A 25,706-nucleotide genomic window follows, 5' to 3' on the forward strand; every position below is an offset into this window, starting at 1 on the left:
CTCCGTCACGCCCTGCCCGGACTGCCCGCCGTCTCCCCACGACGGACCCGTCCCGCGGTGTGAGGGGGTCATGGCCCCGGGACCGCGGGCCCAATCCGACAGGGCGGACGTTCAGAGCAACATTTGAGGTTCCACCGGCGCCGCCGCGGGACGGGCCCTCGTGGACCCGTCGCGGCTACCGCAGCAGGTCGTCCGGGTCGGAAGGCTCCGGCCGGGCGGTGTTGACCTGGCCCGGCGCCGCGGGCGACGGGCTCGACGAGGTGGTGACACCGTCGTTCGGCCGCACCGGCGGCGCGGACGGCACCGTCGCCCCGGCGGCCGGCGCGGCGGGCCCGGTCGGACTGGCGGTCGAGAGGGCCGCCGTGTCGTTGGCGATGGCGTCGAAGTCGACGTTCCCGGTCTTCTCCAGCACCGTGATGTGGTCGAGCACGGTCTGGTTGGCGTCCGAGGCCAGCTGCCGGACCAGCGAGTTGCGGGTGCTGTTGCGCACCGCGCCGATCGCCGGGAAGATCTTGCCGTGCGCGGCCCGCAGGAGATTCGCGAACTTCCCCTCGTACTCCTTGCCGGTCGCCGCGGTCAGCTCCCGCAGCCAGCCCTGCTGCTGCGCGTTGGGCTGGTTGGGCAGTTCGACGTTGAGCTGGGCCGCGATGACCCGCACCCGCCTGTCGAGGTCGGTGTGGCCGACGATCAGATGGTCGCCCGCCTCCTTGACGGCCTCGGTGGGGGCCCGTTCGATCGCCTGCTGTCCCGCCGGCAGTTCCCAGAGACCGGCCAGGCGCACCCGCACGATCAGATCGCGGTCGGAGGCGGACAGGGGCCCCCACTGTGTGTTCACCGTCCCGGCCGCCAGATTCGCCTGTCCCGTGCCCGCGCGGTCGGCGTACGACCACACGGGGAAGGCGAGCGCGCCGACCGTGGCGACGAGTGCCGCGATGACGAGCGCCGAACCGTTGATACGCCGCAAAATGAGCCTCCCCGGGGGAAACCAACTGCCTGTTGGAAACCTGTACTCGGCCAGCGACATGAGGTACGTGAGGGGCGGCCGGAATGTTCAAGCGCGTCTAAAGCGATGGCTCGGCTACGGTCAAGTCCGCAGGCCACGCCCCTCGGGGAGGCCGGAGTTGCCGGAGTGCCTCAGCCGGTCGGGCCGCCGGATGCGCGAAGGGTCCTGCGGACGGCGCCGCGGAGCCAGCGGTGGCCTCCGTCGGCCGCCTGGCGGGGGTGCCACGCCATGCCGATGGCCAGCGGCGGCAGGGGCAGCGGGATGGCGAGGAGGCGCAGGCCGAGGGCGGTGGCGGCGTCGGTCAGGGGGGGAGTCGGCGGCGCCCGGGGGTGCGGTGGGGACGAGGCAGACGACGTCGCTGCGGGCCGCGAGGGTCATCGCGGCCAGATGACCGGGCAGGACGACGGCGACCCGCCGGTGGAGGTTCCGCTCGGCCAGGGCGGTGTCCAGGGGGCCGGTGAACCGGCCGCGGCGGCTCACCACGACGTGCTCGGCGGCGGCGAGCCGGTCCGGGGTCAGGGGACCCTCGGTGAGGGGGTGGCCGGGCCGGACGGCCGCCGCCATCCGGAGAGTGACCAGTTCCTCGACCCGGGTCTCGGGGTCGACGTGGTCGATGGATCCGATCTCCAGGTCGATCCGGCCGTCGCGGAGGGCCGGCCCGGCTTCCCACTCCTCGGCGCGGAACCGCAACGACACCCCCGGCGCCTCCTGTCCGGCCAGCCGCAGGAGCCCGGGGGCCAGTGCCGCGCCGACCAGGTCGGCCGCCTGGAGGGTGAAGGTGCCGCGCAGGACGGCGGGGTCGACGCCGGCGCCGGGAGTGAGCAGGGCGCCGAGGCGGCGGACCACCGAGGCGGCCTCGTCGCGCAGGGCCTGCGCGCGGGGGGTGGGGACCATGGTCTGGCCGGCCCGGACCAGGAGGGGGTCCTGGAGGATGCGCCGCAGGCGGGCGAGGGTGCGGCTCATGGCGGCGGGAGACGTGTGCAGGCGGGCGGCGGCGCGGGTGACGCTCTGCTCGGCCAGCAGCGCGTTCAGGGCGACGGCGAGATTGGCGTCGAGGACAGGCTCTGGACTGCTGCTCATCGGCATAATTCCATTTCAGGCAATGATTCCCTGCTGAAGTTCCCATTGTGGCAACACTGGGGTCCTCCGCAGGATGAGGGACGTACCGATCCGGCACGACCCACGAGGTTTTCATGATCGTCATCACTGCTCCCACCGGGAACATCGGCCGCCATCTGCTGCCCCTGCTCCTGGAGTCCGCCCCCGCCCACGACGAGGAACTGCGCGTCGTCGTACGCGACCCCGCCCGGCTGCCCGACGCGGTGCGCGAACGCGTCGAGGTGATCACCGGTTCGCACGGCGACGCCGAGGTCGTCGACCGGGCCTTCGAGGGTGCCGACGCCGTGTTCTGGCTCGTCCCCCCGGACGCCTCCCTGCCCCCGCACGACGCCTACCGCGGCTTCACCGGCCCCGCCGCGAAGGCCCTCGTCGCCCACGGTGTTGGCCACGTCGTCGGCGTCTCCGCGCTCGGCCGCGGCACCCCGGCCGCCGGCCGCGCGGGGCTCGTCACCGCGTCCCTCGCCATGGACGACCTCATCGCCGGCACCGGCGTCGCGTACCGGGCCCTGGCGAACCCCTCCTTCTTCGAGAACCTCCTGGAGGAGGCCGAATCGATCCGGGAGAAGGGCGTCTTCACCGACGTCGTCGACGCCGGACGCAGGGCCCCCCTCGTCGCCGTCGCCGACATCGCGGCCGCCGCCGCCGGGCTGTTGCTCGACCGCTCGTGGACCGGCAGCGACAGCGTCCCGGTCCTGGGGCCGCAGGATCTGTCCCCCGACGACCTGGCCCGCATCATGAGCGAGCGGCTCGGCCGTCCCGTCCGCTACGAACGCCGGCCGCTCGGCGAGCTGTACACCACCCTCGTCGGCCACGGCCTCGACGAGGCGTTCGTCCAGGGCATCGTCGACATGAAGCGGGCCAAGGACGAAGGCCTCGACGCGGGCGTCGTCCGCACCCCGGACACCGCCTCTCCCACCACCTTCGCACAGTGGTGCGCCCAGACCCTCGAGCCCGCCGTCCTCTCCTGAGGACGCGCCAACCCCCGCACCAGGACCCGAGATGCCCACCACACCGAAACCGCCCACCACTCCGGAGCCGCCCGTCATGCCCGCCGAGGAAACCACGCCACCGGTCACCGCGTTCATGCTCATCAAGACCACGCCCGAGTGGCTGGCCATGACCCCTCAGGAACGGGTGAGCGCCTTCGCCACCCAGGTCGTCCCCGCGATCAGGGCCAGGACCACCGGCGTCCGGTCACGCTTCTACGACACGGAGTTCTACTCCACCCGCGTCACCGACGTCTTGGTCTGGGAGGCCGACGACCACGAGGCCTACCACCTCCTCGTCGACGCGCTGCGCGAAACCCCGTTCTGGGACCGGTACTTCGAGATCGTGGACCTCCTCGTCGGCACCGAGAACGGCTACGCCCGGACCTACGGCCTCGACCCGGTGGCCACCATCACGACCTGACACACCGTCCGGACACACCGTCCGGGAAGCGATGCCCATGTCCTCCGGCTCCACCGGGCCCGGGGGCATCGGCGCGCGGCGGGCGCGACACGGCGGGCACGGGGGGAGGGAGTGACGCTGGGGGAGTGCTCCGCCCGTGACCGTCGTCAGCGCGGGAGCGACCCGACGCGGTCCACCCCTTCGACCACCACGGTCTCCCCGGGCGCGATCTCCGTGAAGCCCGCGTCGCGGACCAACGGCATCCCGGAGACGACGAGTTCACCCCAGCGGTCCTTGTCCGCGGTGCGGACCGCGAGCGGGAGACCGGCGTCGCGCCAGGCCGCCCGCTCCTCGTCCGACAGCTCCCACCAGGCCAGTTGGGCGCCGTGCCCGGCCTGCGCCATCGTCTTGCCGGCGGACATGTCGAGATGGGGGTTGAGCCACAGCGTCGGTGCGGTGGTGTCGGCGTCCACCGGCGGCTGCGGATCGTCGAGATCCGTACCGGACACCTGGAGCCGGGCGAGATCCTTCGGCCAGCCGTCCAGCGGGACCGGCGGGAAGACCCGTACCTCGGCCGACTTCCCGGTCACCGTGATGCCGGGCAGCGCCTCGGCCCGCCGCCACTCCGCACCGCGCGCCCGCCGTACGACCTTGCGGATCCGGGCGTCCTGCCAGTCCCGCATGGCCTGCGCCCACTCGCCGTCCCCCAGCGACCGCTCGTCGCCGAGGATCGTCAGCACGGCGCGGGCCGCGGTCTCCAGCGCGTCCGTCCGCGCCGGGGGAGCGGTCTTCTCGATGCGTACGACCATGGGCAGCACGAACTGCGGTGCCTCGTCACGCGCGATGCGCTCGTCGCGGAAGGGACTGTCGCCGGATGTGGTGGGGTCGCTGCTCACCTCACCAGTGTGCCAGGCGGAAGATCTGTTCTTCGACGCGTGCTGCGCGAGGATGACCGCATGAACAACGCTCTACGACTGGAGGGCGTCGGGCGCCGCTACGGGCTCCGGGGCTCCTGGATCCTGCGCGGCGTCGATCTCGACGTCACCCCCGGCACGTTGATCCGTGTCGAGGGCGCCAACGGCACCGGCAAGTCCACCCTCCTGCGTCTCCTCGCCGGGATCGACGCACCCACCGAGGGCCGGATCACCGGGCGCCCGCGCACGGCCTACGTCCCCGAGCGGTTCCCCGCGGCGCTCCCCTTCACCGCGTCCGGCTATCTCACCCACCTCGGCGCCGTCCACGGCCTGGCCCGCCCGGCCGCCGTCCGCGCCGCCGGGGCGTGGCTGGAGCGGCTGGGCGCCGCCGCGTACGCCGGTACGCCGATGGCGGAGCTGTCCAAGGGCAGCAGCCAGAAGGTCGCCGTCGCGCAGGCCCTGCTCGCCGCGCCGGACCTCCTCGTCCTCGACGAGGCCTGGACCGGCCTCGACGCCGCCGCCCGCGCCGAACTCGAACGCGCCGTCGCCGAACGCACCGCGGCCGGGGGAGCGGTGGTGTTCGTCGACCACGACCCACGACGGCTCGCCGGGGCGGCGGACGCGACGTACACGGTGGCCGGCGGCGCCCTCGGCCGCCGTCCGCGGACGGCCGCCCCGACGCCGGACGGACCGCACGTCCGCGTCGAGGTCCAGGGTCCGCCGGACACCGCACCGCCGGCCGACGCGGTACGCCTCGCCGCGTCGGTCGACGAGACGGCACCGGGCACCGTACGGCTGACCGTCCCGGCGTCCCGCTCGGACGTCCTGCTGCGCGCCCTGCTGACGGCACACCCGCCGTGGCACGTGGTGAGCGTGGAGCCGGTCAAGCCAGAAAGCGTGGAGCCGGTCAAGCCTGAAAGCCCCGAACCGGGACGCGTAGGACCGGGATCCGTTCCCGGCGCCGCGCAGGACGACGTACCGCCGCTCGGAACCGGAAGCCGCCGATGACCGCCCTGCTGCGCTACCAGACCGCCCTCCTCCTGCGCTCCCAGCGCTGGTTGCCGCCGTTCGTCCTGTACGCGGCCTTCCTCGGGATCGGCGTCCAGAGCGGTCAGCCGGTGCTCGACTCGCTCGGCTACGCGGCCGCCGCGGTGCTCCCCGTCGCCGCCTGGCTGGTCCGGGTCTGCGCCACCAACGAGCCGCCGGCGGCCCGCGGTTGTGCCAGCGCGGCGGCCGGCCCCGGCCGGGCGCACCTCGCCTGCCTGCTCGTCGCGCTGGCCACGGCCGTACTCATCGGCGTCGCGGCCACCCTGGTCGTCACGCTGATCAGCGACCCGGCGAGCACGGACCACCAGAAGCGGGTGCCGGTGCTCGCGGCGGCCGGCGCCGGGCTGCTCGTCGCGCTGGTGTGCGCCCTGCTCGGTACGGCGGTCGGCGCGCTCACGACCTGGCCGCTCCTGCGCACACCGGGACGCGCGGTTCCGGCGATGCTGCTGGTGGTGCTGCTCGCCCTGGTGGCACCGGGCTCACCCGCGCGGGCGGCGCTGACGGACCTGATCAGCGGCTCGCGGACGGGTACGGTTCCCGCTCCGCTGCTGCCGCTGGCGGGCGCCGTGCTGCTCACGGCGGCGGCGCTCGCGGCGGCCTGCGCGCTCACCTCACGCCGGTCACCCTGAACGGACGCCCGTGGCCGGGTCCACCGCGCGGCTGAGGGCCTTTGCGACCGGGGGGCTCCGCTGCCGGGGGAGGGGCCCCGGGGTAAGCGGTCACGCGGTATCCGACGGCCCCCGGAGCGGGCGGTCACGCGGAACCGCCGGTCACCCGGAGCAGGCCGTCCGCTGTGCCTCCTGCCACTCGCAGACGGGGCACAGCGTGATCCCCTTGTACGACTCCGGGTACTCCGTCGGCTTCCGGCACAGCACACACTCGGCGAACGGCGGGTAAGCCACGGCGGGGGCGGCGGGTGCGTCCGGGGTGGTGCAGTACTCCTCGCTCATGGGCCCAGCGTACGGCGGGCGTCCGGGGTACTTACGGGTGCTGGTTCGCCGCCCCGATCAGTTCGGACACCTTGACGAAGCGGAAACCCTTCCTCCGTAGTTCGGGGACGATCGTCCGCAGAGCCCGCTCGGTCGCCGGCGCCGCACTCCGTGTGCAGTGCATGACGACGACGGACCCGGGCTTCACACCCTCCAGCACCTGCCGTGCCACGGCGTCGGAGTCGGTGGCGAACGCGTCCCCGCTCACCACGTCCCACTGCACGGCGGTCACCCCGACCGCGCTCAGGGTCCGCAGCGCCTGCTGGTCGTAGCACCCGCCGGGAAAGCGGAAGTACGGCATCGGGTGGGGCACGCCCGCCCTTCTGAACGCGGCGTACGCCCTTTCCACGTCCGCCCGCATCCTGTCCTTGGAGACGGTCGGCAGTCCGTAGCAGTCCTTGGTGAAGGCGTAGTGGCTGTACGAGTGGTTCGCGACCTCGAAGAGGGGGTCCCGCCCGATGGCCCTCGCCTCCGCCGGGTACTGGTCGGCCCAGCGTCCCGTCATGAACACGGTCGCCGGCACCTTGAACGTGCGGAGCGTGTTGATCAGCCGCGGATTGTCGAAGTGCTCCCCGCCGGCCGCCCGGGGCCCCTGGCCGGCCGTCATGTCCGCATCGAAGGTCAGGGCCACGGTCCTGCCCCGGGTGCGCGGGCCGTTCGCGAAGACACGGGTCAGCCCGCTGGGGCCCGGGGCCAGCGTGGGCGGCCGTGAGGGCACGGCGCTGCCGGAGGCCGACGCCGGGGGACCCGGCGGGGACGCCTTCGGGGCCCCGGGGGTCTCCGTCCCGCAGGCGGCGAGGGCGACTCCCAGGGCCCCGAGGGCACAGGTTGCGACGATGCGGCGTACTGGAATCATCACGAGACGAAGATATCTAGATAAATGTGACTATCGGGTCGCCGGTTATCGAGTCGGACGACCACGGCACGGAAGCCACTCGTCCGGCTGCCTCGGACCGTCCGGCTGCCTCGGCCGTCCGGGCGCCGCTCAGCCCTGGGCCAGCTCCGCCACCGGCTGCCACTTCTCCCACGTCGCCAGACGTTGTTCGTAGTCGGCCTTCGCGATGCCCAGCGGGGCCGTGCCGAAGAAGCAGCGCAGGGGCGGCTCGGCGGCGTCCACGAGTTCCAGCACGGCCGCGGCGGACGCCTGCGGGTCCCCCGGGGTGCCCACGCGCTCGCGGCGCTGTGCCTGCACCCGCTCGTGGTACTCGGTGTACGCCGGCAACTGCCGCGACGTGCTCGACGAGGAGCCGGCCCAGTCGGTGGCGAACCCGCCGGGCTCGATCAGGGTGACCTTGATGCCGAACGGCGCCACCTCCTGGGCCAGCGACTGGCTGATCCCTTCGAGCGCCCACTTCGACGCGTGGTAGATGCCGACCAGCGGGAACGCGCTGATGCCGCCGATGGAGGAGACCTGCAGGATGTGACCACTGCCCTGCTCGCGCAGGAACGGCAGCGCCGCCTGGGTGACCCACAGCGCCCCGAACAGGTTCGTCTCCAGCTGCGCGCGGGCTTCCGCCTCGGTGATTTCCTCGACCATCCCGAAATGGCCGTAGCCGGCGTTGTTGACCACCACGTCGAGGCGTCCGAACCGCTCGTGCGCCCGGCGCACGGCGGCGAAGTCGGCGTCCCGGTCCGTGACGTCGAGCCGCAGGGGCAGGAACCGCTCGCCGTACGTCGCGGAGAGATCGTCCAGCGTGGACAGGTCGCGGGCCGTGGCGGCCACCGAGTCGCCGCGTTCCAGCGCCGCGATCGCCCACTCCCGGCCGAAGCCCCGTGAGGCACCGGTGATGAACCAGATCTTCTGCGTCATGGTGTGCTCCTCGTGAAACCCGGCGCCCACTCCGTCGAGACGCCGTGGTGCTTCCCGCGCCCAGCGAACACCTTGGAGTGCGCTCCATGGCAACTCCGGCCGCGGTGGGCTGCTCCGGAAAGCGCCGAGTAGCCCCCGCGGACAGGGATCAAACGCTCTTGAGCAGCTGTTTCCGGTACTCCGTCACGTCGAAGTCGGCCTTCGGGTACCGAGGGTCCAGCGCTTCGAGGTGCTCCAGGAGCAGCGTGCCGATCGCCCAGTTCCGGTACCACTTGCGGTCGGCGGGAACCACGAACCACGGCGCCCGGGGCGTGGAGCAGCGGTCGAGCGCGATCTCGTACGCCTTGCGGTACTCGGGCCACAGCGCGCGGTCCTCGATGTCGCCGGCGCTGAACTTCCAGTGCTTGGCCGGATTGTCGAGTCGTCGCAGCAGGCGGCGGCGCTGCTGGTCGTAGGAGATGTGCAGAAAGCACTTCACGACGGTGACGCCTTCGTCGGCGAGGGACTCCTCGAAACGGTTGATCTCCCGGTAGCGGCGCGCGATCTCCTTGTGCGGAGCCAGCCCGCGGACCCGGGCGACCAGGACGTCCTCGTAGTGCGAACGGTCGAAGATGCCGATCTCACCCGCTTCGGGCAGCGCCCGCCTGATCCGCCACAGGAAGGAGTGCTTGCGTTCCTCGGGAGTCGGCGCCTTGAAGGCGCGGATGCGGCAGCCGGCCGGGTTGAACATCCCGACGACGTGCTTCACGGTGCCGCCCTTACCGCTGGTGTCCATGCCCTGCAGGATCAACAGCACCCGCCGCCGGTCGCCCGCCGTGCTCGCCGCCCACAGGCGTTCCTGCAGGTCGGCGAGGCCCTGGCGCATGTCCCTGGTGGCGGCCAGACCGGCGGCCTTGCCGTCCCGCCAGGCGGGGGTGTCCCGGGCGTCGTACGAGGTCAGGTCGACGCCGTCGCCGTCCGGAAGGCGCAGCAGCGCACTGACCCGGCCGGTCTCCTTGGCGTCGTCCCGCCCGTCCGCCTTCTGCGACCCGCTGCCCCGTGTGCCGTCCTTCTCGCCCACCGCGTACCCCTTCCGGCCGTGTCCCTCGATGGTGCGTCGGGAGCACGGGCCCCGCTACTCACGGCTCGGGCTCCCGATGGGGCGACGTGGCGCGACATACGGCGCGGCGGGCGTGCGGCGTCGCGGTCCGGTCGAGCGGGTGCCGGTGCCGGTGCCGGTGGGCATGGACGGTCGGTGTGATGCGGCGCGGTACGTCCCCGGCGGGCTGCGGGGGCGAAGCCGCGGCCGCGGCGCGGGCGCAGGGCGACCTGGCCGCCGGGCGGGCAGCCTCGAGCGGTACCTGCCGCCCAACTCCGCGACACGCAGCGTAAGTTCGCGGTAGCTGTGCGAGCGGGATCGGTGGACGAGGACATGGACCGGCAGTCGGCGCGCCGGGACAGTCCCGGATGTCGTCGTCCTTTCGGCGGCACGCCGCATGCGCGCGACGGTGGCAGGGGAAGCGTCCCTGCGGGCGAGGCGATCGGAGCTGTCGGGACCGGTACCGGCGCGCCTCAATTACGCGATGGCGCGGGTGAATTGGGTGCGGTGTGCCGGTCCGGATTCCCGTCGCCGGTGGCTTTCCGCTCGGTTTGACTTCCATGTCTCGTATGTCTAGGTTGGATGGAGATCAATCGAGATAGCCGCCTTTTACCTGGTATAGGGCGGACAATTTCCTCTCCTGATCGACGGCCAGACGGTCGCCGAACTGTTCGACGGAACGGGTGTCCCGCCGCGAGGACTGCTGAACGCAGCGGCCTCGGTGGGCCCGATGCCACGCTTGTCGCGTGTGAGTCGACGACGGCAACTCCCGTTCATTCCACGGCCGATGTACCGGGCCCTCTCGCAGACGTATCAGTGCCTCACCGGCGCTGAGCGTCAACGCGGTCACCAGGACATGGACCCGTCAACGCCCCCTGGAAGGGAAAGCACCATGCGGGTAAAGAAAGTAACGATCTTCAGGCTGCTCGCCAGCCTGTTCGCCACTCTGGCCCTGGCTATCGGTGGAGCGGGCATAGCGAGTGCCGCAACCACCACCAGCCACACCCAAGCAGTGGCATCCGACTACAACTGGGGCGGCCACGGTGGCGGCGGCTGGGGCGGCGGCGGCTACGGCGGCGGCGGCTGGGGCGGCGGCTACGGCGGCGGCGGCTGGGGCGGCGGCTACGGCGGTGGCGGCTGGGGTGGCGGCGGCCACGGCCACGGCGGCGGCTGGGGTGGCGGCGGCTGGGGCTGCTGACACCTGAGAGAACGGCACCAACGGGAGCCGGAGTCGGTAACGACTCCGGCTCCTGCCGCGTGTGTCACTGGTGTCACTCCTCGTCGCGGGACTCGTCGCGGAGTTCGCCGGGCTCCTCGCGAAGTTCAGGTGCTGGTGCCGGAGTTGGGGTCGGGGGCGATGTCGGTGCCGCCGGTTCGGGTGCCGGCGCGGTCGGCTGCTGGGCCCGCTCCAGGAACCGCAGCAGTTCGACGGGGAAGGGCAGGACGAGCGTGGAGTTCTTCTCCGCCGCCACCGCCACCACCGTCTGCAGCAGCCTCAGCTGCAACGCGGCCGGCTGCTCGGACATCACCCCGGCGGCCTCCGCCAGCTTCTTCGACGCCTGCAGTTCCGCGTCCGCGTTGATGATCCGGGCCCGCCGCTCGCGGTCCGCCTCGGCCTGCCGGGCCATCGACCGCTTCATGGTCTCCGGCAGCGAGACGTCCTTGATCTCCACCCGGTCGATCTGCACGCCCCAGCCCATGGCCGGGCTGTCGATCATCAGCTCCAGGCCCTGGTTGAGCTTCTCGCGGTTGGACAGCAGATCGTCGAGGTCGCTCTTGCCGATGATCGAGCGCAGTGACGTCTGCGCCATCTGCGAGACCGCGAAGCGGTAGTCCTCGACCTGGATGACCGCGTCGGCCGCGTCCACCACCTTGAAGTAGATGACCGCGTCCACACGCACCGTGACGTTGTCCCGGGTGATGCCGTCCTGCGCGGGCACCGGCATCGTGACGATCTGCATGTTGACCTTGCGCAGCTTGTCCACGCCCGGGACGATCAGGGTGAACCCTGGGGGGCGTACACCACCCCTGAGCCGCCCGAGCCGGAGGACCACGCCCCGTTCGTACTGCTTGACGACCCGAGCCGCCGCCGCGACGTACACCAGCCCCGCGGAACCGACCGCCACACCGGTCACCAGGATTTCCTGGAGCATGACGACCCCCTTTCGAGTCGCCCACTGCGCCTGAGCGCACCGAGCCCGATATGCGAATTTTACGCCGGTCGGGCCGGGCGCGATCACGCCGTGCGTCCCCCGTGACCTCCGCAGCCCCGAGCGGGGTCGGCTCCGCGTCCCGTCTCGGAGGGTGCCGGGAGCTACGCCTTCACGAGCCCCTTGGCGTCCCGCGCGAGGGCGGTCAGCCGGGATATCGCGCGGAAGTACTTCTTGCGGTAGCCGCCGTTCAGCATCTCCTCGCTGAAGAGCGTGTCGAAGGGCATGCCGGAGGCGAGGACGGGCACCTCACGGTCGTAGAGCCGGTCGGCTAGCACCACCAGCCGCAGCGCCGTCGACTGGTCCTTGACCGGCTGGACGTCCGTGAGGCAGACGGCCCTGAGGTCGTCCGTGAGCGCCCCGTAGCGGCTGGGGTGCACGCGGGCGAGGTGGTCGAGCAGATGCGGGAAGTCGTCGAGGGACGCGCCCCCGGTGGCGTACGCGGCCTTCGTGACCTGCTCGTCGGTGAACGGCGCGGGGGCCTCGGGCAGCCCGCGGTGGCGGTAGTCCTCGCCGTCGATGCGCAGCGGACGGAAGTGCGCGGACAGGCCCTGGATCTCGCGGAGGAAGTCGGCCGCCGCGAACCGGCCCTCGCCGAGCTTTCCGGGCAGGGTGTTCGACGTGGCCGCGAGCGCGACCCCCGCGTCGACCAGCTTGCCGAGCAGTGTGGAGACGAGGACGGTGTCGCCCGGGTCGTCGAGTTCGAACTCGTCGATGCACAGGAGCCGGTGGCCGGAGAGCGTCTGTACGGTCTTCTGGAAGCCGAGCGCGCCGACCAGGTTCGTCAGCTCCACGAAGGTGCCGAAGGCCTTGAGCGAGGGCTCCGCCGGCGTCGCGTGCCACAGCGAGGCGAGCAGATGGGTCTTGCCGACTCCGTAGCCGCCGTCGAGGTAGACGCCGCGGGGGCCGGCGGGGGTTCTCGGCGCCCTGCTCCTGCCGAAGCCGAAGAGGCCCCGTCTCGCTCCTCCCACGGCGTGTGCCCCGCCGAGCCCGGCCGCGAAGTCCGCGAGGACGCGTACGGCCTCGGTCTGGCTCGGCTGGTTCGGGTCCGGGATGTACGTATCGAAGCGCACCGAGTCGAAGCGCGGCGGCGGCACCATCTCGGCGACGAGCCGGTCCGCGGGCACGTGCGGCTCGCGGGCGCACAGGGACAGGGGGGCTGCTTCGGGTATCGGATCGATCCCGGAGGCGGCGGTGGAGGACGACACGGTCAACCACTCTAAGCGCCGTGCCACACTGCACGACATGCGACGCCTGTTCCCTGTGACCCACGAAACAGCAGCCCAGGGCGCGGCCGGGGCCGCTGTCGCCCCTGATGCGCCCGGTGAGCGCGGTGCGGATGCGACGGACCGCGAGTGGGGGCTCCTGGAGCTGGCGGAGGTCTACGCCTACCCGGACGCCCGTACCGACGGCGTCCGTACGCCCTGGCTGCGGGCCAACATGGTCTCCACGCTCGACGGCGCCGCCCAGCACGAGGGGAAGTCCCAGGGCATCTCCAGCGCCGCCGACATGCGGATCTTCGGGGTGCTGAGGGCGCTCGCGGACGTCGTGCTCGTCGGTGCGGAAACGGTACGCCAGGAGGGGTACCGCCCGGCACGGGCGCGGGCCGAGTTCGCGGCGTCACGGGAGGCGTCCGGGCAGGGTCCCGCGCCCGCGATCGCCGTCGTCACGGCGGGCCTGGACCTGGACTTCTCGCTCCCTCTCTTCACCTCGCCCCTGGTGCCCACGCTGGTCCTGACGGGGGCCGCGGCGGCCCCGGACCGGGTGGCGGCCGCGGAGAAGTCGGGCGCGGAGGTGGTGTTCGCCGGGGAGGGCACCGGAGTGGACCCCGCCCGTGCCGTACGGGTCCTCGCCGACCGCGGGCTGACCCGGCTGCTCACGGAGGGGGGCCCGCGACTTCTGGGCCAGCTGGTGGCGGCCGGGGTGCTCGACGAACTGTGCCTGACGATGTCGCCGACCCTCACCGCCGGCGGCGCGCAGCGGATCGCCGGCGGGCCCTCGACGGAGGTCCCGAAGCGGTTCGAACTGGCGTCCTTGCTGGAAGAGGCCGGGTTCCTGTTCACCCGATACCGTCGATCCTGACCAGTCGTCGGAAGATCCAGTTCCGTTTATCTTCCGTTGGGCACACCAAATCGCGCAGGCCCCGTGCGATCACGGGGCAGGATGGTTTCCGCAGGGGGCCAGCGAGTCCCACGGAGGAGAAGGGCGTCTGTCGTGTTCACAAGCGTATTGATGATCGAGAAGGCCCTGACGTCCGCCGATATCGAGTTCGTCACCACCTTGCACGGTGACGAGACGGTCGCCTTTCATGTGCTGCTCCAGCCGCGGGGCGACCAGGCGGACCGGCTGCTGCGGGCCATCGACGACGTGGCGCTGGGCGAGCTGGACGAGGCGGCCCACGAGCGCGAGACCCCGGAGGGCGAGGAGGCGGCCGGCCAGGGACAGCGGGCGCTGGAGGTGTCCCTGGTGGCACTGCGCGCCACCGGCAGCGAGGCCGAGGGCCGGCTCATCGAGGACCACCCGCTGGACGCGCTGAAGGCGCTGGTCGACGAGATCGCCGCGGACGAGGTCATCGTGCTGACCGACCCGCACTACGTGGAGGAGTTCTTCCACCGGGACTGGGCCTCGCGCGCCCGCCACAAGGTCGGCGTGCCGGTGCTGAAACTGTTCTCGCACAGCAAGGCATAGGCTGGGCCCGTCCGGCGTACCACGCCGGACGCACCGCGGCGGCGGTCGTACGACCCGTCGCACGGCTTCCTGTCGCATTTCCTGTCGCATTTCTTGTCGCACCACCTGGGGAGAGACACGCATGGCACCCGGCCTTCCTACCGCCATGGACCGACCGCACTTCATCGGGATCGGCGGAGCCGGGATGTCGGGCATCGCGAAGATCCTGGCGCAGCGCGGGGCGAAGGTGGCGGGCAGCGACGCGAAGGAGTCCGCGACCGCCGAGGCCCTGCGCGCGCTGGGCGCGACGGTGCACATCGGGCACGCCGCGGACCACCTGGCCTCCGACGCCACCTGTGTGGTCGTCTCGTCCGCGATCCGCGCCGACAACCCGGAGCTGGCCCGCGCCGCCGAGCTGGGTGTCCCGGTCGTCCACCGTTCGGACGCCCTCGCCCGGCTGATGGACGGTCTGCGCCCGATCGCGGTCGCGGGCACGCACGGCAAGACCACGACGACGTCGATGCTGGCGGTGTCGCTCTCGGAACTGGGGCTGCGGCCCTCGTACGCGATCGGCGGCGACCTGGACGAACCGGGCTCGAACGCGCTGCACGGCGAGGGCGAGATCTTCGTCGCCGAGGCCGACGAGTCGGACCGCAGCTTCCACAAGTACGCGCCCGAGGTGGCGATCGTCCTCAACGTGGAGCTGGACCACCACGCCAACTACGCGTCCATGGACGAGATCTACGAGTCCTTCGAGACGTTCGCGGGCAGGATCGTCCCCGGCGGCACCCTGGTGATCTCCGCGGACAACGAGGGCGCGCGCGAGCTGACGCGGCGGCTGCCGGCCGGTGTGCGCGTGGTGACGTACGGCGACTCGGCGGACGCGGACGTCCGGGTCCTGTCCGTCGTCCCCCAGGGCCTGAAGAGCGAGGTGACGGTGGACCTCGACGGCGCGCGGCTGACCTTCACGGTCTCCGTCCCCGGCCGCCACTACGCGCACAACGCGGTGGCCGCGCTGGCGGCCGGTGCGGCGCTGGGCGTCCCGGCGGCCGAGCTGGCCCCGGCGCTCGCCTCCTACACCGGGGTGAAGCGCCGCCTCCAGCTGAAGGGCGAGGAGGCGGGTGTGCAGGTCGTCGACTCGTACGCGCACCACCCGACGGAGATGACGGCGGACCTGGAGGCGATGCGCGCGAGCGTCTCCGGCCGCATCCTGGTCCTGTTCCAGCCGCATCTGTTCTCCCGCACCCAGGAGCTGGCCAAGGAGATGGGCGAGGCCCTGTCGCTGGCGGACGCCTCCGTGGTCCTCGACATCTATCCGGCCCGCGAGGACCCGATCCCGGGCGTCACCAGCGAGCTGATCGTCGACGCGGCGCGGGCGGCGGGCGCGGACGTGACGCCGGTCCACGACAAGGCGGAGGCCCCTTCGGTCGTCGCGGGAATGGCGAAGCCGGGTGATCTCGTTCTCACCATGGGCGCGGGTGACGTGACCGATCTCGGCCCCGGGATCCTGGCCCGTCTGTCGAAGTAGTCACAGCGTTTGTAAGGGGTTGAGCTTCATGTCGTACGACATCGAAAAGCCGGACGAGCAGTGGCGCGCGGAGCTGACCCCCGCCGAGTACACCGTTCTGCGCCGTGCGGGCACGGAGCCGGCGTTCACCGGGGAGTACACCGATACCAAGGCCAAGGGCGTGTACTCCTGTCGCGCCTGCGGTGCCGAGCTGTTCACCTCGCACGAGAAGTTCGAGTCGCACTGCGGCTGGCCGTCCTTCTACGACCCGAAGGACTCCGAGTCGGTCGAGCTGATCGAGGACCGCACGCACGGGATGGTACGGACCGAGGTGCGGTGCTCCCGCTGCGGATCGCATCTCGGGCACGTCTTCGAGGGTGAGGGGTACGCGACCCCCACCGACCAGCGGTACTGCATCAACAGCATCTCGCTGCGGCTGGCGGAGGACGAGGGCTGAGCCCGGCTCTCCTCGCAGCGTGGGGCCGGCCCGGGTGGCCGGCCCCTTCGTCGTCCGGCCGGAGACGATCGGCCCGACGGGTGTCCGTGCCGGGGGCCGGTTCAGCGGACCGGCGGCAGGTCCACGCGGAACGTGGCCGGCGGTTCGTGGCAGTGCCCTGCGTGGCTCGTAGATTCCCGCCACTCGGCGTGCCACGAACGCCTCCGCGTCGAAGGTGCCGGCCAAACGGGCGGTTTCCAGGGGGAGTTCGGCGACCACGATGGTCTGAGCCCGCTGCGGTACGAGCGGAGCGCCGTCCCGGGCCTGGAAGGTCCAGCCGAAGGCCGCCGGGCCCTCGTCGACGCCCGTGACGACGGGGAGCCGGTCGACACGGCTGACGCTGCCGGAACGGGTGTGCTTGACGCCCATCCCCAGAAGTCTGGTCAGCGCGGGCCGGAACTCCGAGCTGAAGCCCCACGCGCCCGGGTGGCTCGCGGACGCCGCGTACAAGGCGGTCGAGCGGGCCAGCAGGGGCCGCGCCTCGGCGTACCGGCGCTCCAGGACCAGCGACTGGGCCAGCGAACGCAACTCCACGCGGTCGTCGGCGGGGACCTGCGGGGCGGCGCCGGGGACGGCCGGGCCGGCCGGAGCGAGGGACGGAGCCGTGACGCTCGGCGGCGTGCGGCCCGACGGTGCACGGCTCCCGGTGACCGTCGCCGTGTACCGCCGCGGTCGTGGCCACCCCGCCTTCGGCCTCGCCCACAGCCGTACGGTCCCGGTCACGGAGTCGCCGTGGAGCCGGAGCTCGGCGGTGCCCGTGTCCGCCTCGCGGGGCAGCAGCAGGCGCGGCAGGGGGTCCGGCCCGGGCCACGCCTCGGCCTCGGGCCACATCATCCAGTGCGGCGGCGCACCGTCGCGGTGCTCGGGGTCGACCCGGACACCGACCGCGCCGGGCGTGTACCGCACCTCCCCGTCGCCGGCCCCCGCCACCATCCAGAACGGGGCTCCGCGGCGGGCCTCACCCTCCGCGGCGAGAGCGAACACCTCTCCCAGGATCAGCGTGCCGGGGAGTTCCGGCAGCGCCGTCCCGTCCAGCTCCGGCCGGATCAGGACCGTGTACGACACCTCGTCCCCGGCCGTCCCGTCTCCGTCAGGCGCGGCTCGTCCACCTTGCCGCCGGTCGGCAGCAGCGCGAGCCCGCCGTCTCTCTGTGGTTGCATCTCGTACTCGCCCGGCGACAGCCCCGCGCGGACACAGGCGCCGTCGAGGAGCGCCCGCAGCCGGCGCTGCACGTCGAACTGCGCCTCCTGGCCGAGCCCGCTGTACCCCTCCACGTCGTACGCCACGCACACATGACGGTTCCCCGGCGCGTCCAACCCCACTGCCCCCCCAGGTTCGGTGGTGGAGCAACGGTAGCCCGACGCCCCCCGCGTAAAGAGAAGTTGGGTGAGACGTGGGTGTCCGGCGCCGGTCGACGGCAGCCGGGCCGTTGTCAGTGGCGCGTTCTACTGTGGTGCGGCAGGAGATCCACGACGAGAGACAGGAGGTTCTCATGACGAACCTGCCCGATCGGCCGCACACCGCGCTGCTCGTCATCGACGTCCAGAACGGGGCGATGGCGGGTACCCACGGGCGCGACGAGGTGATCGCGAACATCAACACCCTGGTCGGCAAGGCCCGTGCGGAGGACGTGCCCGTGGTCTGGGTGCAGCACGCCGACGACAACCTGGTGCGGGGCAGCGAGAGCTGGCAGTACGTGCCGGAGCTGGTCCGGCGGGACGGGGAACCGCTCGTCCACAAGACCTACGGCGACTCCTTCGAGGGCACCGAGCTGGAGGAACTGCTCGCCGAGCGCGGCGTGGGCCGGATCGTGGTCGCGGGCGCGCAGACCGACGCGTGCATCCGCGGGACCCTGCACGGAGGTCTGGTGCGCGGGTACGACGTGACGCTGGTCGGTGACGCGCACACGACGGAGGACCTCACGGCGTACGGCGCGCCGCCCCCGGACCAGGTGATCGCGCACACCAATCTCTACTGGCGCGAGGAGAGCGCGCCCGGCCGTCGCGGAGGGACCGTGGACACGGCGGAGGTGACGTTCGCGACGTACTGAGCGACGCGCGGCTACCGCCGGTCCCGCGCGGAGGAGGCGATCAACTCGTCGATGAGGGTGATCAGTACGTCCCGGCACGACCCCCGCTCCCGCGCGTCGCAGAGGAGCACGGGGGTCCGCTCCGGCAGGGCCAGGGCGTCCCGGATCTCCTCGGGTGTGTACGGATGCCGTCCGTGGAAGCCGTTGACGCCCACGACGAACGGGATACCGCGGCGCTCGAAGAAGTCGACGGCGGCGAAGCTGGACTCGGGCCGGCGCACGTCGATGAGGACCACGGCCCCGAGGGCGCCGATGGCGAGGTCGTTCCACATGAACCAGAACCGCTGCTGGCCAGGGGTTCCGAAGAGATACAGGACCAGTTCGGGGCTGAGGGTGATGCGGCCGAAGTCCAGGGCCACGGTGGTCGCCCGTTTCTTCTCGATGCCGTCGAGGTCGTCGATGTCCAGACCGGCGGAGGTGAGGGGCTCCTCGGTGCGCAGCGGGACGATCTCGCTGACCGATCCGACCATGGTGGTCTTGCCGACACCGAAACCCCCGGCGATCAGGATCTTGACCGCTTCGGGCGCTTCGGCTGCTTGTGGTGCGTGCGGTGTTTCGGGTGCTGAAGTCCCTCGCGTGGCGGGGTCAGAGCCGGCCAAGGCCGTCCCTCACTTTCTGCAGCAGGTCCAGATCCGGGGTGCGGGAGACGAGACGCGGCGCTTGGACCGTGATCCGGCCCGCCTCCAGCAGATCGCAGAGCAGGATGACGACGACGCTCACCGGGAGGTCGAGCTGGGCGGCTAGTTCCGCCACCACGACCGGCCGCGCGCACAGCCGCACGATGCGCTGGTGCTCGGGCTGCGACCGGTCGGACCCGTCGGGCGGAGGGTCCACGGCGGTCACCGACGTGATGAGGGTGAAGTCGGCGCGGCTGGGCCGGGTTCGGCCTCCGGTCAGGGCGAACGGCCGTACCAGACGGCCGGCCGCGTCGCCTTCGCTCACCTCACTCGCCGTTGCCGGCGGTGCTGCTGCCCGCACGCGGCGCTGCCCTGAGGTGCTCGCCGATCTTCTTCACCAGCATGTTCATCTGGTAGGCGACCACGCCGACGTCCGCGCCCTTGTTGGTGAGCACGGCGAGATGGGCGCCGGGTCCCGCGGCGGTGAGGATCAGATAGCAGTCACGCATCTCGATGAGCGCCTGCCGTACGGGTCCGCCGCGGAAGTCCATGCTGACCCCCTTGCTCAGGCTCATCAGGCCGGACGCGGTCGCCGCCAGCCGCTCGGCGTCGTCGCGGACGAACGCCGTGGACTTGCTGACGACCAGTCCGTCCTCGGAGAGCACGACGGCGTGGTTCACGTCGGCCACCCGTTCCACCAGTCCGGTGAGCAGCTGGTCGAGCTGGCTGTGTGTGGCGGGGCTGGGGCGTGTCATTTCTCAGTCCTTCACGTGCGGTCTGCGGGCGGAGTCGACGAGCGGTCTGCGGGCGGCCCCGAAGAGTGGCCTGCGGGCGGTGGCGACGAGCGGTCCGGGGGTGTGGCGCGGGATCGGTCCGCGGCGGGGACCCGGTCGCCCGGATCTTCGGGCGTGTTCTCCCGCTCCCCCTGTTCGCCTGGTGCGCCCGGTTCGTACGCCGCCCCGTCACCATCGGTGTCACGGGCCCGGAGCGTGCCGCGCTGGAAGCCGGCGAGTGAGGAGGCCGCCCGTTCCGCGGTGAAGTCGGTGAAGTCGGTGACGTCGCCGTCCGCTTCGTGGTCGTCGGTGTCCGCCGGCCCGGCGTCCTCCCGCAGCTCGGTGGCCAGGCTGGTCTGCGGCACCCGGCGCGGCAGCGGGGTGAGTCCATCCCGCCGGACGGCGGTCGCGGCCGGGGCGGCGCCGGACCGGGGGGCGGCGGGGTCGCCGGTGCGCGTCCGGGCGGCGGGCTGCGCCTCTCCGGTGCGCTCGTGCGACGGCTTACCCTCGGCGGGAGCGGTGCCCGGACGCGTCGCGGACGTGGCTTACTGGGTACGCTTGTCCGCCGGGCCGGCGGGGTCCGTGTCCGGAGCGGCCGTGTCCGGTGTCTCGCGCACCACGATCTCGTGCGGGATCAGCACGATCGCGGTGGTCCCGCCGTACGGCGAGGACCGCAGGGTGACGGCGATGCCGTGCCGGGTGGCGAGCCGGGCGATCACGAACATGCCGAGCCGCAGGTCGTCGGCGAGCGCCACCACGTCGAACTGCGGAGCCACCGCCAGCTGGGAGTTGAACGCCGCGTAGTCCTCCTCGGACAGGCCCAGACCACGGTCCTCGATCTCCACGGCCAGCCCCTTGGCCACCATCGCGGCGCGCACGCCCACCGGGCCGGGCGCGGGGGAGTAGGCGGTGGCGTTGTCGATGAGCTCCGCCAGCAGGTGGATGACGTCGGCCACGGCGGGCGGGGTGAGGTACACCTCGTCGTCGGCGTGCACCTCCACCCGCTGATACTGGGCGACCTCGCCGACGGCGCCGCGCAGGATGTCGACCAGCGCGACCGGTTCGGTCCAGCTGCGTCGGGGCTGCTCTCCGCTGATGATGACGAGGTTCTCCTCGTAGCGCCTCAACTGGCTTGCCGTGGAGTCGAGTTCGTACAGACCCTTGAGGAACCGAGGGTCCTGGTGTTCGCGCTCCATCGCGTCGAGCTTGCTGAGCTGCAGGTTGACCAGGTTCTGGCTCTGCCGGGCGATGCCCAGGATCACCTTCTGGAAGCCGCGTCTGGTGTCGGCGAGTTCCACCGCGGTGTGCACCGCCGTGCGCTGCGCGGCGTTGAAGGCCTGTGCCACCTGCCCGAGTTCGTCCCCGCCGTAGTCGAGCGGCGGGGTGGCGAGGTCCACGTCCACCGTCTCGCCCCGGTCCAGTCTGGCGACCACGTCGGGCAGCCGTTCCTGGGCCAGGCTGAGCGTGGCCAGCCGCAGACCGCGCAGCCGCCGGGACAGGGAGCGCGTGATGCGCCACGACATCACGACGCACAGCAGCAGGGCGACGAGTCCGCCCGCGCTCAGCGCCGCCGCCTTGACCAGCAGCCCGTGGGCGTTGTCGGCGCTGCGGTCGAGGAGTCCCGCGGTCTGCTGCCGGATCAGGTCCGAGTACTGGCCGGAGATCCTGGTGAGAGCGGCGTTCCAGCGCCGGCCCGCGTCCGGCAGCTCGACCGTCCGGGCCACCGCGCCGTGCGCCGTCCGGGCCGCGATCACCTCGTCCTCGACGGACTCCAGCGTCTTCCAGTCCTGGCTCTGCAGTACCCGTTCGACCCGCGCCTTGACGGCGCCGTCCAGGGAGGAGAGGGCCTGGCTGCGGAAGACCCAGCGCCGTACGTCGACGAGTTGCGCGAACCGTGTCCACGCCTTCTCGTCGAGCCTCCCCGAGGGCCAGGCGAGTGCGAGTTCGGCGTCCTCCTGGGCGACCAGTTCCGCGCCGCTTCCCAGGGTGATCAGCGGGCCCGCCTGGGAGGTGAGGTCGCCGTCGTCGACCTGGGAGAGCTCCTGGAAGGCGTGGATCTGGTCGTCGATGATCGCGGTGTACTGGTCCAGCGACTGCTGGGCGGTGATGTCGGTGGGGTGGTCCACCTGTCCCCGGTAGTACTCCAGGCTTCCCACGGACGCCAGGACCGAGTACAGCCGGTCCCCGATGCGGGCGGGCGCGTTCTTGATGTCGTCCGAGCGGCGCACCAGTTTCGCGACGGCCTCGTCCGTCCTCCCGCGCTGCTGGTCCAGCGCGGTCCGCGAGCCGTGCGGAGAGGCCAGCCAGGCCGCCGACAGACTGCGCTCCTGTTGCAGCGCGAGCGTCGCGTCGGTGCCCATGGCGCCGGTGGACCTGCTCAGCTCGGTCTGTGACCGCAGCCGCAGCCCCTCCGAGAAGATCTGTGTGGTCGTCACACCCCACATGGCGCCGAGGGTGACGCTGGGCACCAGCGCCAGCAGGATCAGGGAGAGACGTATGGAGCCGAGACGGCGCCGGGCACCTGTCCGTGGAGACATCGTCGTCCTAGTGCGATCAGCGAGGGGAGGAGCGGTTCGGCGGAACGGGCGGGGGGTGACCGCGTGTTCGGTACGGCACTGGGGGTGCGCAGGATGCTATCCGTACAAGTGCCCGTACGCACCGTGAGTGTCCGAAAACCTTGGGGCGCGTGGTGCCGCTCGTGCGGCCGCGGACGAGCGGCGGGAGCGGCTCAACGGGTCCCGTCGGCGGCGAACTCGGCTACCGAGGCGACGTTCTCCTTGGTGACGAACGCCGGTCCGGTGAGCACGGGCGCGGTTCCGCCGCCGCTGAAGTTGCCGTTGGACTTGTAGAGCCAGAGCGAGTCCACGGCGAGATAGCCCTGTAGGTAGGGCTGTTGGTCCACCGCGAACTGCACGTCCCCGCTCCGCACCGCCTTCACCAGGCTGCTGTTGAGGTCGAAGGTGGCGACCGCGGCCCTGCTGCCCGCCTCTTTCACCGACTTCACCGCGCCGAGCGCGAACTGCGCGCCCATCATGACGACTTCGTCGACGCTCGGGTCCTGTCGAAGTCGGGCGGCGACGGCGGCGGTGACCGCCTTCATGTCGGTGCCGTTGACATAGAGCAGGTCGGTGTCGCCGGCGAACGCCTTCTTCACCCCGGCGCAGCGCGCCTCCAGGGCGACGTTGCCCTGCTCGTGGATGACGCAGAGGGCGTGTTTGGCCTTGAGTTCGTCCAGCTTGTCGCCGAGCGCCCGGCCCGCGACGCTCTCGTCCTGGCCGAAGTACTCCAGCAGACCCTCGGACCGCCAGGCGTCGATACCGGAGTTGAGGCCGACCACCGGTATGCCCGCGCCCTTGGCCTCGGTGACGGCGCTCTTCATCGCCTCCGGCTTGGCGAGGGTCACCGCGATGCCGTCGACCCGGTCGCGGACCGCGTCCCGCACCAGACTCGCCTGCCCCGCGGGGTCGGAGTCGCTCGCGTAGGTGAGGTCGATGTCGTCCTTGGCGGCCGCCGCCTGCGCGCCCCTCCGCACCATTTCCCAGAAGGCGTCTCCGTCGGCGCCGTGGGTGATCAGGGCGACCTTGAGGTGGCCGGTGCCCGCCTTCCCCGCCGCTCCGGTGTCCGCGCCGGAGTCCGATCCGCCGGAGCAGCCGGCCAGAAGCAGGGTGACGGCGAGGACGAGGACGGTGCCGTGCGCGGGTCTGGGGGAGTGGTGAGGTGGGGGGGACGTGTTCATCGGAGTGCGGCACCTCGCTGTGCGGCCCAGCGGAAGGACGGGGGAGGGGAAGTCGGCGCGGTCATCGGCCTGTTGTGCACCGACTGTCGGACTTTCGTTGGGCCGGAGCCAATCGTGTGTGACGCGCGGTCGTCAAGTGAGCGGTCTTGAGCGGGGAGTGCGCACGGTCGAGTCCCGGCCTTGTCGGCACCCTGACCGTCACTGCCTTGACAGGTGACGCATGGCTTGCGACGATCAGGCGCAACGTTCATGACGGGGAGGTCGCAATGACGGGTGAGGGGCAGAAGCCGGGCATGGCCGAGGCGGCGGTCCGGCGGGCTCGGTTCGGCGCGCTTCCGGAGCGGATCCGCCTGGAGGACACGGTCGAGGAGCGACCGGCCACGGTGCCGGACCCGGCGAGGGACGCGTACAACGAGGACGAGTGGCTCGTCCGTACGTGCCTGTGATCACGCGTTCCGGCCGATCGGCGCGGACGTCACCCTCCTGTGGGCGGCGCTCCGCGCGGGGCTGAAGGGTCCACGGCGGGAGGGGCCGGTCGTTGCCCGTCATGGCCGTCACCTGTCAAGATGGTGATGTGAATCTGGAACACGTCTTTCTCTGTGGAAACCCGGCCCTCGACTTCGCCGCCACCCTCAGGGCCCGGCGGACGCTGCGCTTCGAGATGTTCGTGTCGCCGCAGCGTCTGGACGCCTGGTACCTGGAGTCCGGGATCGTCGACGCCCTCACGGTCGCGGCGCGGGAGTCCGACGTCCAGGAGGCCGTGGTCGTACGGGAGGCCGTCTACGAGCTGGTCACCGCGCGGGCCGCGGGGGAGGCGTACGACGACACGGCCCTCGGCGTCGTGAACGGCACGGCGCGCGAGCCCTCCGTGACACCGCAGCTGTCGGCCGCGGGGCGACGGGCGGAGGCGACACCCGCCGAGGCGCTGTCCAGTGTGGCGCGGCAGGCCGTGGAACTCCTGGGCGGACCGGATGTCCCGCTGCTCAAGGAGTGCGGCAACCCCGAATGCACCCGCGTGTACATCGACCGGTCGCGCGGCATGCGCCGCCAGTGGTGCGGCATGGAGTCCTGCGGGAACAAGCTCAAGGCGGCGGCCTACCGCGCCCGCAAGAAGCAGCACGAGCAGGGCGCGGCCGCCGTCTCCTGACGCCGCCGTCTTCTGGCGCTCTCCTTCTGACGCCGCCGGCGCGGTCAGCGTCCGGCGAGCCCGTCCGCCTCCACGACCGCCCGCGCGAAGGCCTCGGGCGCTTCCTGCGGCACGTTGTGACCGATGTCCGCCAGGGTCCGGTGCGCGTAGGGCCCCGAGAACCGGTCGCGGTACGACGATCCGTCGCCGGCCGCGGTGAAGGGGTCCTTCCCACCGTCGAGGGTGACGGTGGGCACCGTGACGACGGGCCCCGCGGCGAGCTGCCGCTCCAGCCGGTCGTAGCGCGGATCGCCCTGCGCCAGGCCGAGCCGCCACCGGTAGTTGTGGATCACGATGGCGACGTAGTCCGGATGGTCGAAAGCCTTCGCCGTGCGGTCGAACGTGGCGTCGTCGTAGCGCCACGTCGGGGAGTTGAACGTCCAGACCAGGCGTGCCAGGTCGGCCCTGTTCCGCTCGAGGCCGAGCCGTCCGCGCTCCGTGGCGAAGTAGTACTGGTACCACCACGCCCACTCGGCCTTCGGTGGCAACGGCTGCTTGTTGCGCTCACGGTCGGTGATCAGATAGCCGCCCACGGAGACCAGGGCCCTGCACCGCTCGGGCCGGAGCACGGCGATGATGTCGGCGGTCCGCGCCCCCCAGTCGAAACCGGCCAGCACCGCCTTCTCGATCTTGAGCGCGTCCAGCAGCGCGATGATGTCGAGCGCGACCACGGACTGTTGGGCGTTGCGGAAGGTTTTGGCGGAGCGAAAGCGCGTGGTGCCGTGGCCGCGCAGATACGGGACGATCACCCGGTGGCCGCGCGCCGCCAGCAGCGGCGCGACCTCGACGAAGCTGTGGATGTCGTAGGGCCAGCCGTGCAGCAGGACGACCGCGGGTCCGTGGGCGGGGCCGGCCTCCGCGTAGCCGATGCTCAGTTCACCGGCGTCGATACGGCGGAGACGGCCGAACGACGCGTGCCCCGGTGAGAGCGTCGGCGAGGCCGTCGCCGTGGGCTCCTCGCCCGCCCCGTCCGCGGCGGCGTCGCCGGACCACCCGGTGAGCGACGCCCCTGCCGCGCCGACGCCCATGATCTTGCCGAAGCTCCGTCGGTCGACCATCCGAAACCCTTCCGTCGT

The 25,706-nt window shown here is 72.0% G+C and carries 27 protein-coding genes and 1 pseudogene; 12 read left to right on the top strand and 16 right to left on the bottom strand.

Annotation, left to right across the window (positions count from 1 at the left end):
- Window positions 1–175: 175 nt before the first annotated feature.
- Together HEP85_RS29955 and HEP85_RS29960 are read right to left on the bottom strand one after the other, a co-directional pair.
- A complete protein-coding gene (locus HEP85_RS29955; protein ID WP_211118091.1) occupies window positions 176–964 on the bottom strand; it encodes a DUF4142 domain-containing protein in 789 nt (262 codons plus the stop codon).
- A gap of 120 nt (window positions 965–1,084) precedes the next feature.
- Window positions 1,085–2,083 carry a LysR family transcriptional regulator gene (locus HEP85_RS29960; RefSeq protein WP_369657899.1) on the bottom strand — a complete coding sequence of 333 codons (999 nt, stop codon included), beginning with the start codon at window positions 2,081–2,083 and terminating at the stop codon, window positions 1,085–1,087.
- Between the two features lie 113 nt (window positions 2,084–2,196).
- On the opposite strand from HEP85_RS29960, the gene HEP85_RS29965 reads away from it, so the two are divergent.
- Window positions 2,197–3,090, top strand: coding sequence for an NAD(P)H-binding protein (locus HEP85_RS29965; protein WP_168530672.1), 894 nt, complete (start codon window positions 2,197–2,199; stop codon window positions 3,088–3,090).
- A gap of 76 nt (window positions 3,091–3,166) precedes the next feature.
- The gene (locus HEP85_RS29970; RefSeq protein ID WP_168534163.1) at window positions 3,167–3,532 is read left to right on the top strand and encodes a darcynin family protein; all 366 of its coding nucleotides are present in this window, start codon (window positions 3,167–3,169) and stop codon (window positions 3,530–3,532) included.
- Window positions 3,533–3,678: 146 nt separating this feature from the next.
- On the opposite strand, the gene HEP85_RS29975 is transcribed toward HEP85_RS29970, so the two are convergent.
- Window positions 3,679–4,407, bottom strand: a complete 729-nt coding sequence (locus HEP85_RS29975) for a peptidyl-tRNA hydrolase (protein ID WP_168530673.1) — start codon at window positions 4,405–4,407, stop codon at window positions 3,679–3,681.
- A gap of 60 nt (window positions 4,408–4,467) precedes the next feature.
- On the opposite strand from HEP85_RS29975, the gene HEP85_RS29980 reads away from it, so the two are divergent.
- Window positions 4,468–5,433: an ATP-binding cassette domain-containing protein gene (locus HEP85_RS29980; RefSeq protein ID WP_369657900.1), complete on the top strand. Its 966-nt coding sequence runs from the start codon at window positions 4,468–4,470 to the stop codon at window positions 5,431–5,433.
- A complete protein-coding gene (locus HEP85_RS29985; RefSeq protein ID WP_329291091.1) occupies window positions 5,430–6,101 on the top strand; it encodes an ABC transporter in 672 nt (223 codons plus the stop codon). The genes HEP85_RS29980 and HEP85_RS29985 overlap by 4 nt, the downstream gene beginning before the upstream one ends.
- A 141-nt stretch (window positions 6,102–6,242) precedes the next feature.
- Here HEP85_RS29985 and HEP85_RS29990 read toward each other — a convergent pair whose 3' ends face one another.
- The 4 genes from HEP85_RS29990 to HEP85_RS30005 all read right to left on the bottom strand — a co-directional run bounded on the left by HEP85_RS29990 (window position 6,243) and on the right by HEP85_RS30005 (window position 9,244).
- Window positions 6,243–6,422 (bottom strand): hypothetical protein, encoded by a 180-nt coding sequence (locus tag HEP85_RS29990; protein WP_369657901.1) that lies wholly within the window; start codon window positions 6,420–6,422, stop codon window positions 6,243–6,245.
- Window positions 6,423–6,453: 31 nt separating this feature from the next.
- Window positions 6,454–7,320, bottom strand: a complete 867-nt coding sequence (locus HEP85_RS29995) for a polysaccharide deacetylase family protein (RefSeq protein ID WP_168530675.1) — start codon at window positions 7,318–7,320, stop codon at window positions 6,454–6,456.
- 126 nt (window positions 7,321–7,446) lie between these two features.
- Window positions 7,447–8,271, bottom strand: coding sequence for an SDR family oxidoreductase (locus HEP85_RS30000; protein ID WP_168530676.1), 825 nt, complete (start codon window positions 8,269–8,271; stop codon window positions 7,447–7,449).
- Window positions 8,272–8,419: 148 nt separating this feature from the next.
- The gene (locus HEP85_RS30005) at window positions 8,420–9,244 is read right to left on the bottom strand and encodes a PPK2 family polyphosphate kinase (protein WP_248002530.1); all 825 of its coding nucleotides are present in this window, start codon (window positions 9,242–9,244) and stop codon (window positions 8,420–8,422) included.
- 997 nt (window positions 9,245–10,241) lie between these two features.
- Between HEP85_RS30005 and HEP85_RS30010 the strand changes: the two genes are divergently transcribed.
- Window positions 10,242–10,547 carry a hypothetical protein gene (locus HEP85_RS30010; protein ID WP_168530678.1) on the top strand — a complete coding sequence of 102 codons (306 nt, stop codon included), beginning with the start codon at window positions 10,242–10,244 and terminating at the stop codon, window positions 10,545–10,547.
- A gap of 73 nt (window positions 10,548–10,620) precedes the next feature.
- On the opposite strand, the gene HEP85_RS30015 is transcribed toward HEP85_RS30010, so the two are convergent.
- Both HEP85_RS30015 and zapE read right to left on the bottom strand, forming a co-directional pair.
- Window positions 10,621–11,502 (bottom strand): slipin family protein, encoded by an 882-nt coding sequence (locus tag HEP85_RS30015; protein ID WP_168530679.1) that lies wholly within the window; start codon window positions 11,500–11,502, stop codon window positions 10,621–10,623.
- A gap of 161 nt (window positions 11,503–11,663) precedes the next feature.
- Window positions 11,664–12,767 carry a cell division protein ZapE gene (gene zapE, locus HEP85_RS30020; protein WP_168530680.1) on the bottom strand — a complete coding sequence of 368 codons (1,104 nt, stop codon included), beginning with the start codon at window positions 12,765–12,767 and terminating at the stop codon, window positions 11,664–11,666.
- Between the two features lie 37 nt (window positions 12,768–12,804).
- On the opposite strand from zapE, the gene HEP85_RS30025 reads away from it, so the two are divergent.
- The 4 genes from HEP85_RS30025 to msrB all read left to right on the top strand — a co-directional run bounded on the left by HEP85_RS30025 (window position 12,805) and on the right by msrB (window position 16,190).
- A complete protein-coding gene (locus tag HEP85_RS30025) occupies window positions 12,805–13,641 on the top strand; it encodes a pyrimidine reductase family protein (protein WP_168530681.1) in 837 nt (278 codons plus the stop codon).
- Between the two features lie 132 nt (window positions 13,642–13,773).
- Window positions 13,774–14,247 carry an indole-3-glycerol phosphate synthase gene (locus HEP85_RS30030; RefSeq protein ID WP_211118092.1) on the top strand — a complete coding sequence of 158 codons (474 nt, stop codon included), beginning with the start codon at window positions 13,774–13,776 and terminating at the stop codon, window positions 14,245–14,247.
- Between the two features lie 121 nt (window positions 14,248–14,368).
- Window positions 14,369–15,754 (top strand): UDP-N-acetylmuramate--L-alanine ligase, encoded by a 1,386-nt coding sequence (gene murC / locus HEP85_RS30035; RefSeq protein ID WP_168530682.1) that lies wholly within the window; start codon window positions 14,369–14,371, stop codon window positions 15,752–15,754.
- Between the two features lie 28 nt (window positions 15,755–15,782).
- On the top strand, window positions 15,783–16,190 hold the full coding sequence (gene msrB, locus HEP85_RS30040; protein WP_168530683.1) for a peptide-methionine (R)-S-oxide reductase MsrB: 408 nt from the start codon (window positions 15,783–15,785) through the stop codon (window positions 16,188–16,190).
- A gap of 1,085 nt (window positions 16,191–17,275) precedes the next feature.
- Here msrB and HEP85_RS30045 read toward each other — a convergent pair.
- Window positions 17,276–17,515, bottom strand: a complete 240-nt coding sequence (locus HEP85_RS30045) for a hypothetical protein (protein ID WP_168530684.1) — start codon at window positions 17,513–17,515, stop codon at window positions 17,276–17,278.
- A 206-nt stretch (window positions 17,516–17,721) separates the two neighbouring features.
- Here HEP85_RS30045 and HEP85_RS30050 point away from each other — a divergent pair, with 206 nt between their 5' ends.
- A complete protein-coding gene (locus HEP85_RS30050) occupies window positions 17,722–18,279 on the top strand; it encodes a cysteine hydrolase family protein (RefSeq protein ID WP_168530685.1) in 558 nt (185 codons plus the stop codon).
- A gap of 11 nt (window positions 18,280–18,290) precedes the next feature.
- Here the strand turns inward: HEP85_RS30050 and HEP85_RS30055 are convergent, their stop codons facing one another.
- The 5 genes and pseudogenes from HEP85_RS30055 to HEP85_RS30075 all read right to left on the bottom strand — a co-directional run bounded on the left by HEP85_RS30055 (window position 18,291) and on the right by HEP85_RS30075 (window position 23,444).
- Complete coding sequence (locus HEP85_RS30055; protein WP_168530686.1) at window positions 18,291–18,917, bottom strand: ATP/GTP-binding protein; 627 nt, start codon at window positions 18,915–18,917, stop codon at window positions 18,291–18,293.
- On the bottom strand, window positions 18,904–19,260 hold the full coding sequence (locus HEP85_RS30060; protein ID WP_168530687.1) for a DUF742 domain-containing protein: 357 nt from the start codon (window positions 19,258–19,260) through the stop codon (window positions 18,904–18,906). The genes HEP85_RS30055 and HEP85_RS30060 overlap by 14 nt, the downstream gene beginning before the upstream one ends.
- Window position 19,261: 1 nt before the next feature.
- The gene (locus tag HEP85_RS30065) at window positions 19,262–19,690 is read right to left on the bottom strand and encodes a roadblock/LC7 domain-containing protein (protein ID WP_168530688.1); all 429 of its coding nucleotides are present in this window, start codon (window positions 19,688–19,690) and stop codon (window positions 19,262–19,264) included.
- Between the two features lie 11 nt (window positions 19,691–19,701).
- Window positions 19,702–22,245: pseudogene (locus HEP85_RS30070) on the bottom strand (nitrate- and nitrite sensing domain-containing protein).
- Window positions 22,246–22,436: 191 nt separating this feature from the next.
- Complete coding sequence (locus HEP85_RS30075) at window positions 22,437–23,444, bottom strand: substrate-binding domain-containing protein (RefSeq protein ID WP_168530689.1); 1,008 nt, start codon at window positions 23,442–23,444, stop codon at window positions 22,437–22,439.
- 266 nt (window positions 23,445–23,710) lie between these two features.
- On the opposite strand from HEP85_RS30075, the gene HEP85_RS30080 reads away from it, so the two are divergent.
- Together HEP85_RS30080 and HEP85_RS30085 are read left to right on the top strand one after the other, a co-directional pair.
- Entirely contained in the window at window positions 23,711–23,890 is a 180-nt protein-coding gene (locus HEP85_RS30080) for a hypothetical protein (RefSeq protein WP_168530690.1), read from the top strand.
- 128 nt (window positions 23,891–24,018) lie between these two features.
- Window positions 24,019–24,591: an ABATE domain-containing protein gene (locus tag HEP85_RS30085; protein WP_168530691.1), complete on the top strand. Its 573-nt coding sequence runs from the start codon at window positions 24,019–24,021 to the stop codon at window positions 24,589–24,591.
- 44 nt (window positions 24,592–24,635) lie between these two features.
- On the opposite strand, the gene HEP85_RS30090 is transcribed toward HEP85_RS30085, so the two are convergent.
- A complete protein-coding gene (locus tag HEP85_RS30090; protein ID WP_168530692.1) occupies window positions 24,636–25,688 on the bottom strand; it encodes an alpha/beta fold hydrolase in 1,053 nt (350 codons plus the stop codon).
- Window positions 25,689–25,706 lie beyond the last annotated feature (18 nt).

The sequence above is a fragment of the Streptomyces sp. RPA4-2 genome (genome assembly GCF_012273515.2).
GTDB lineage: Bacteria > Actinomycetota > Actinomycetes > Streptomycetales > Streptomycetaceae > Streptomyces > Streptomyces kaempferi.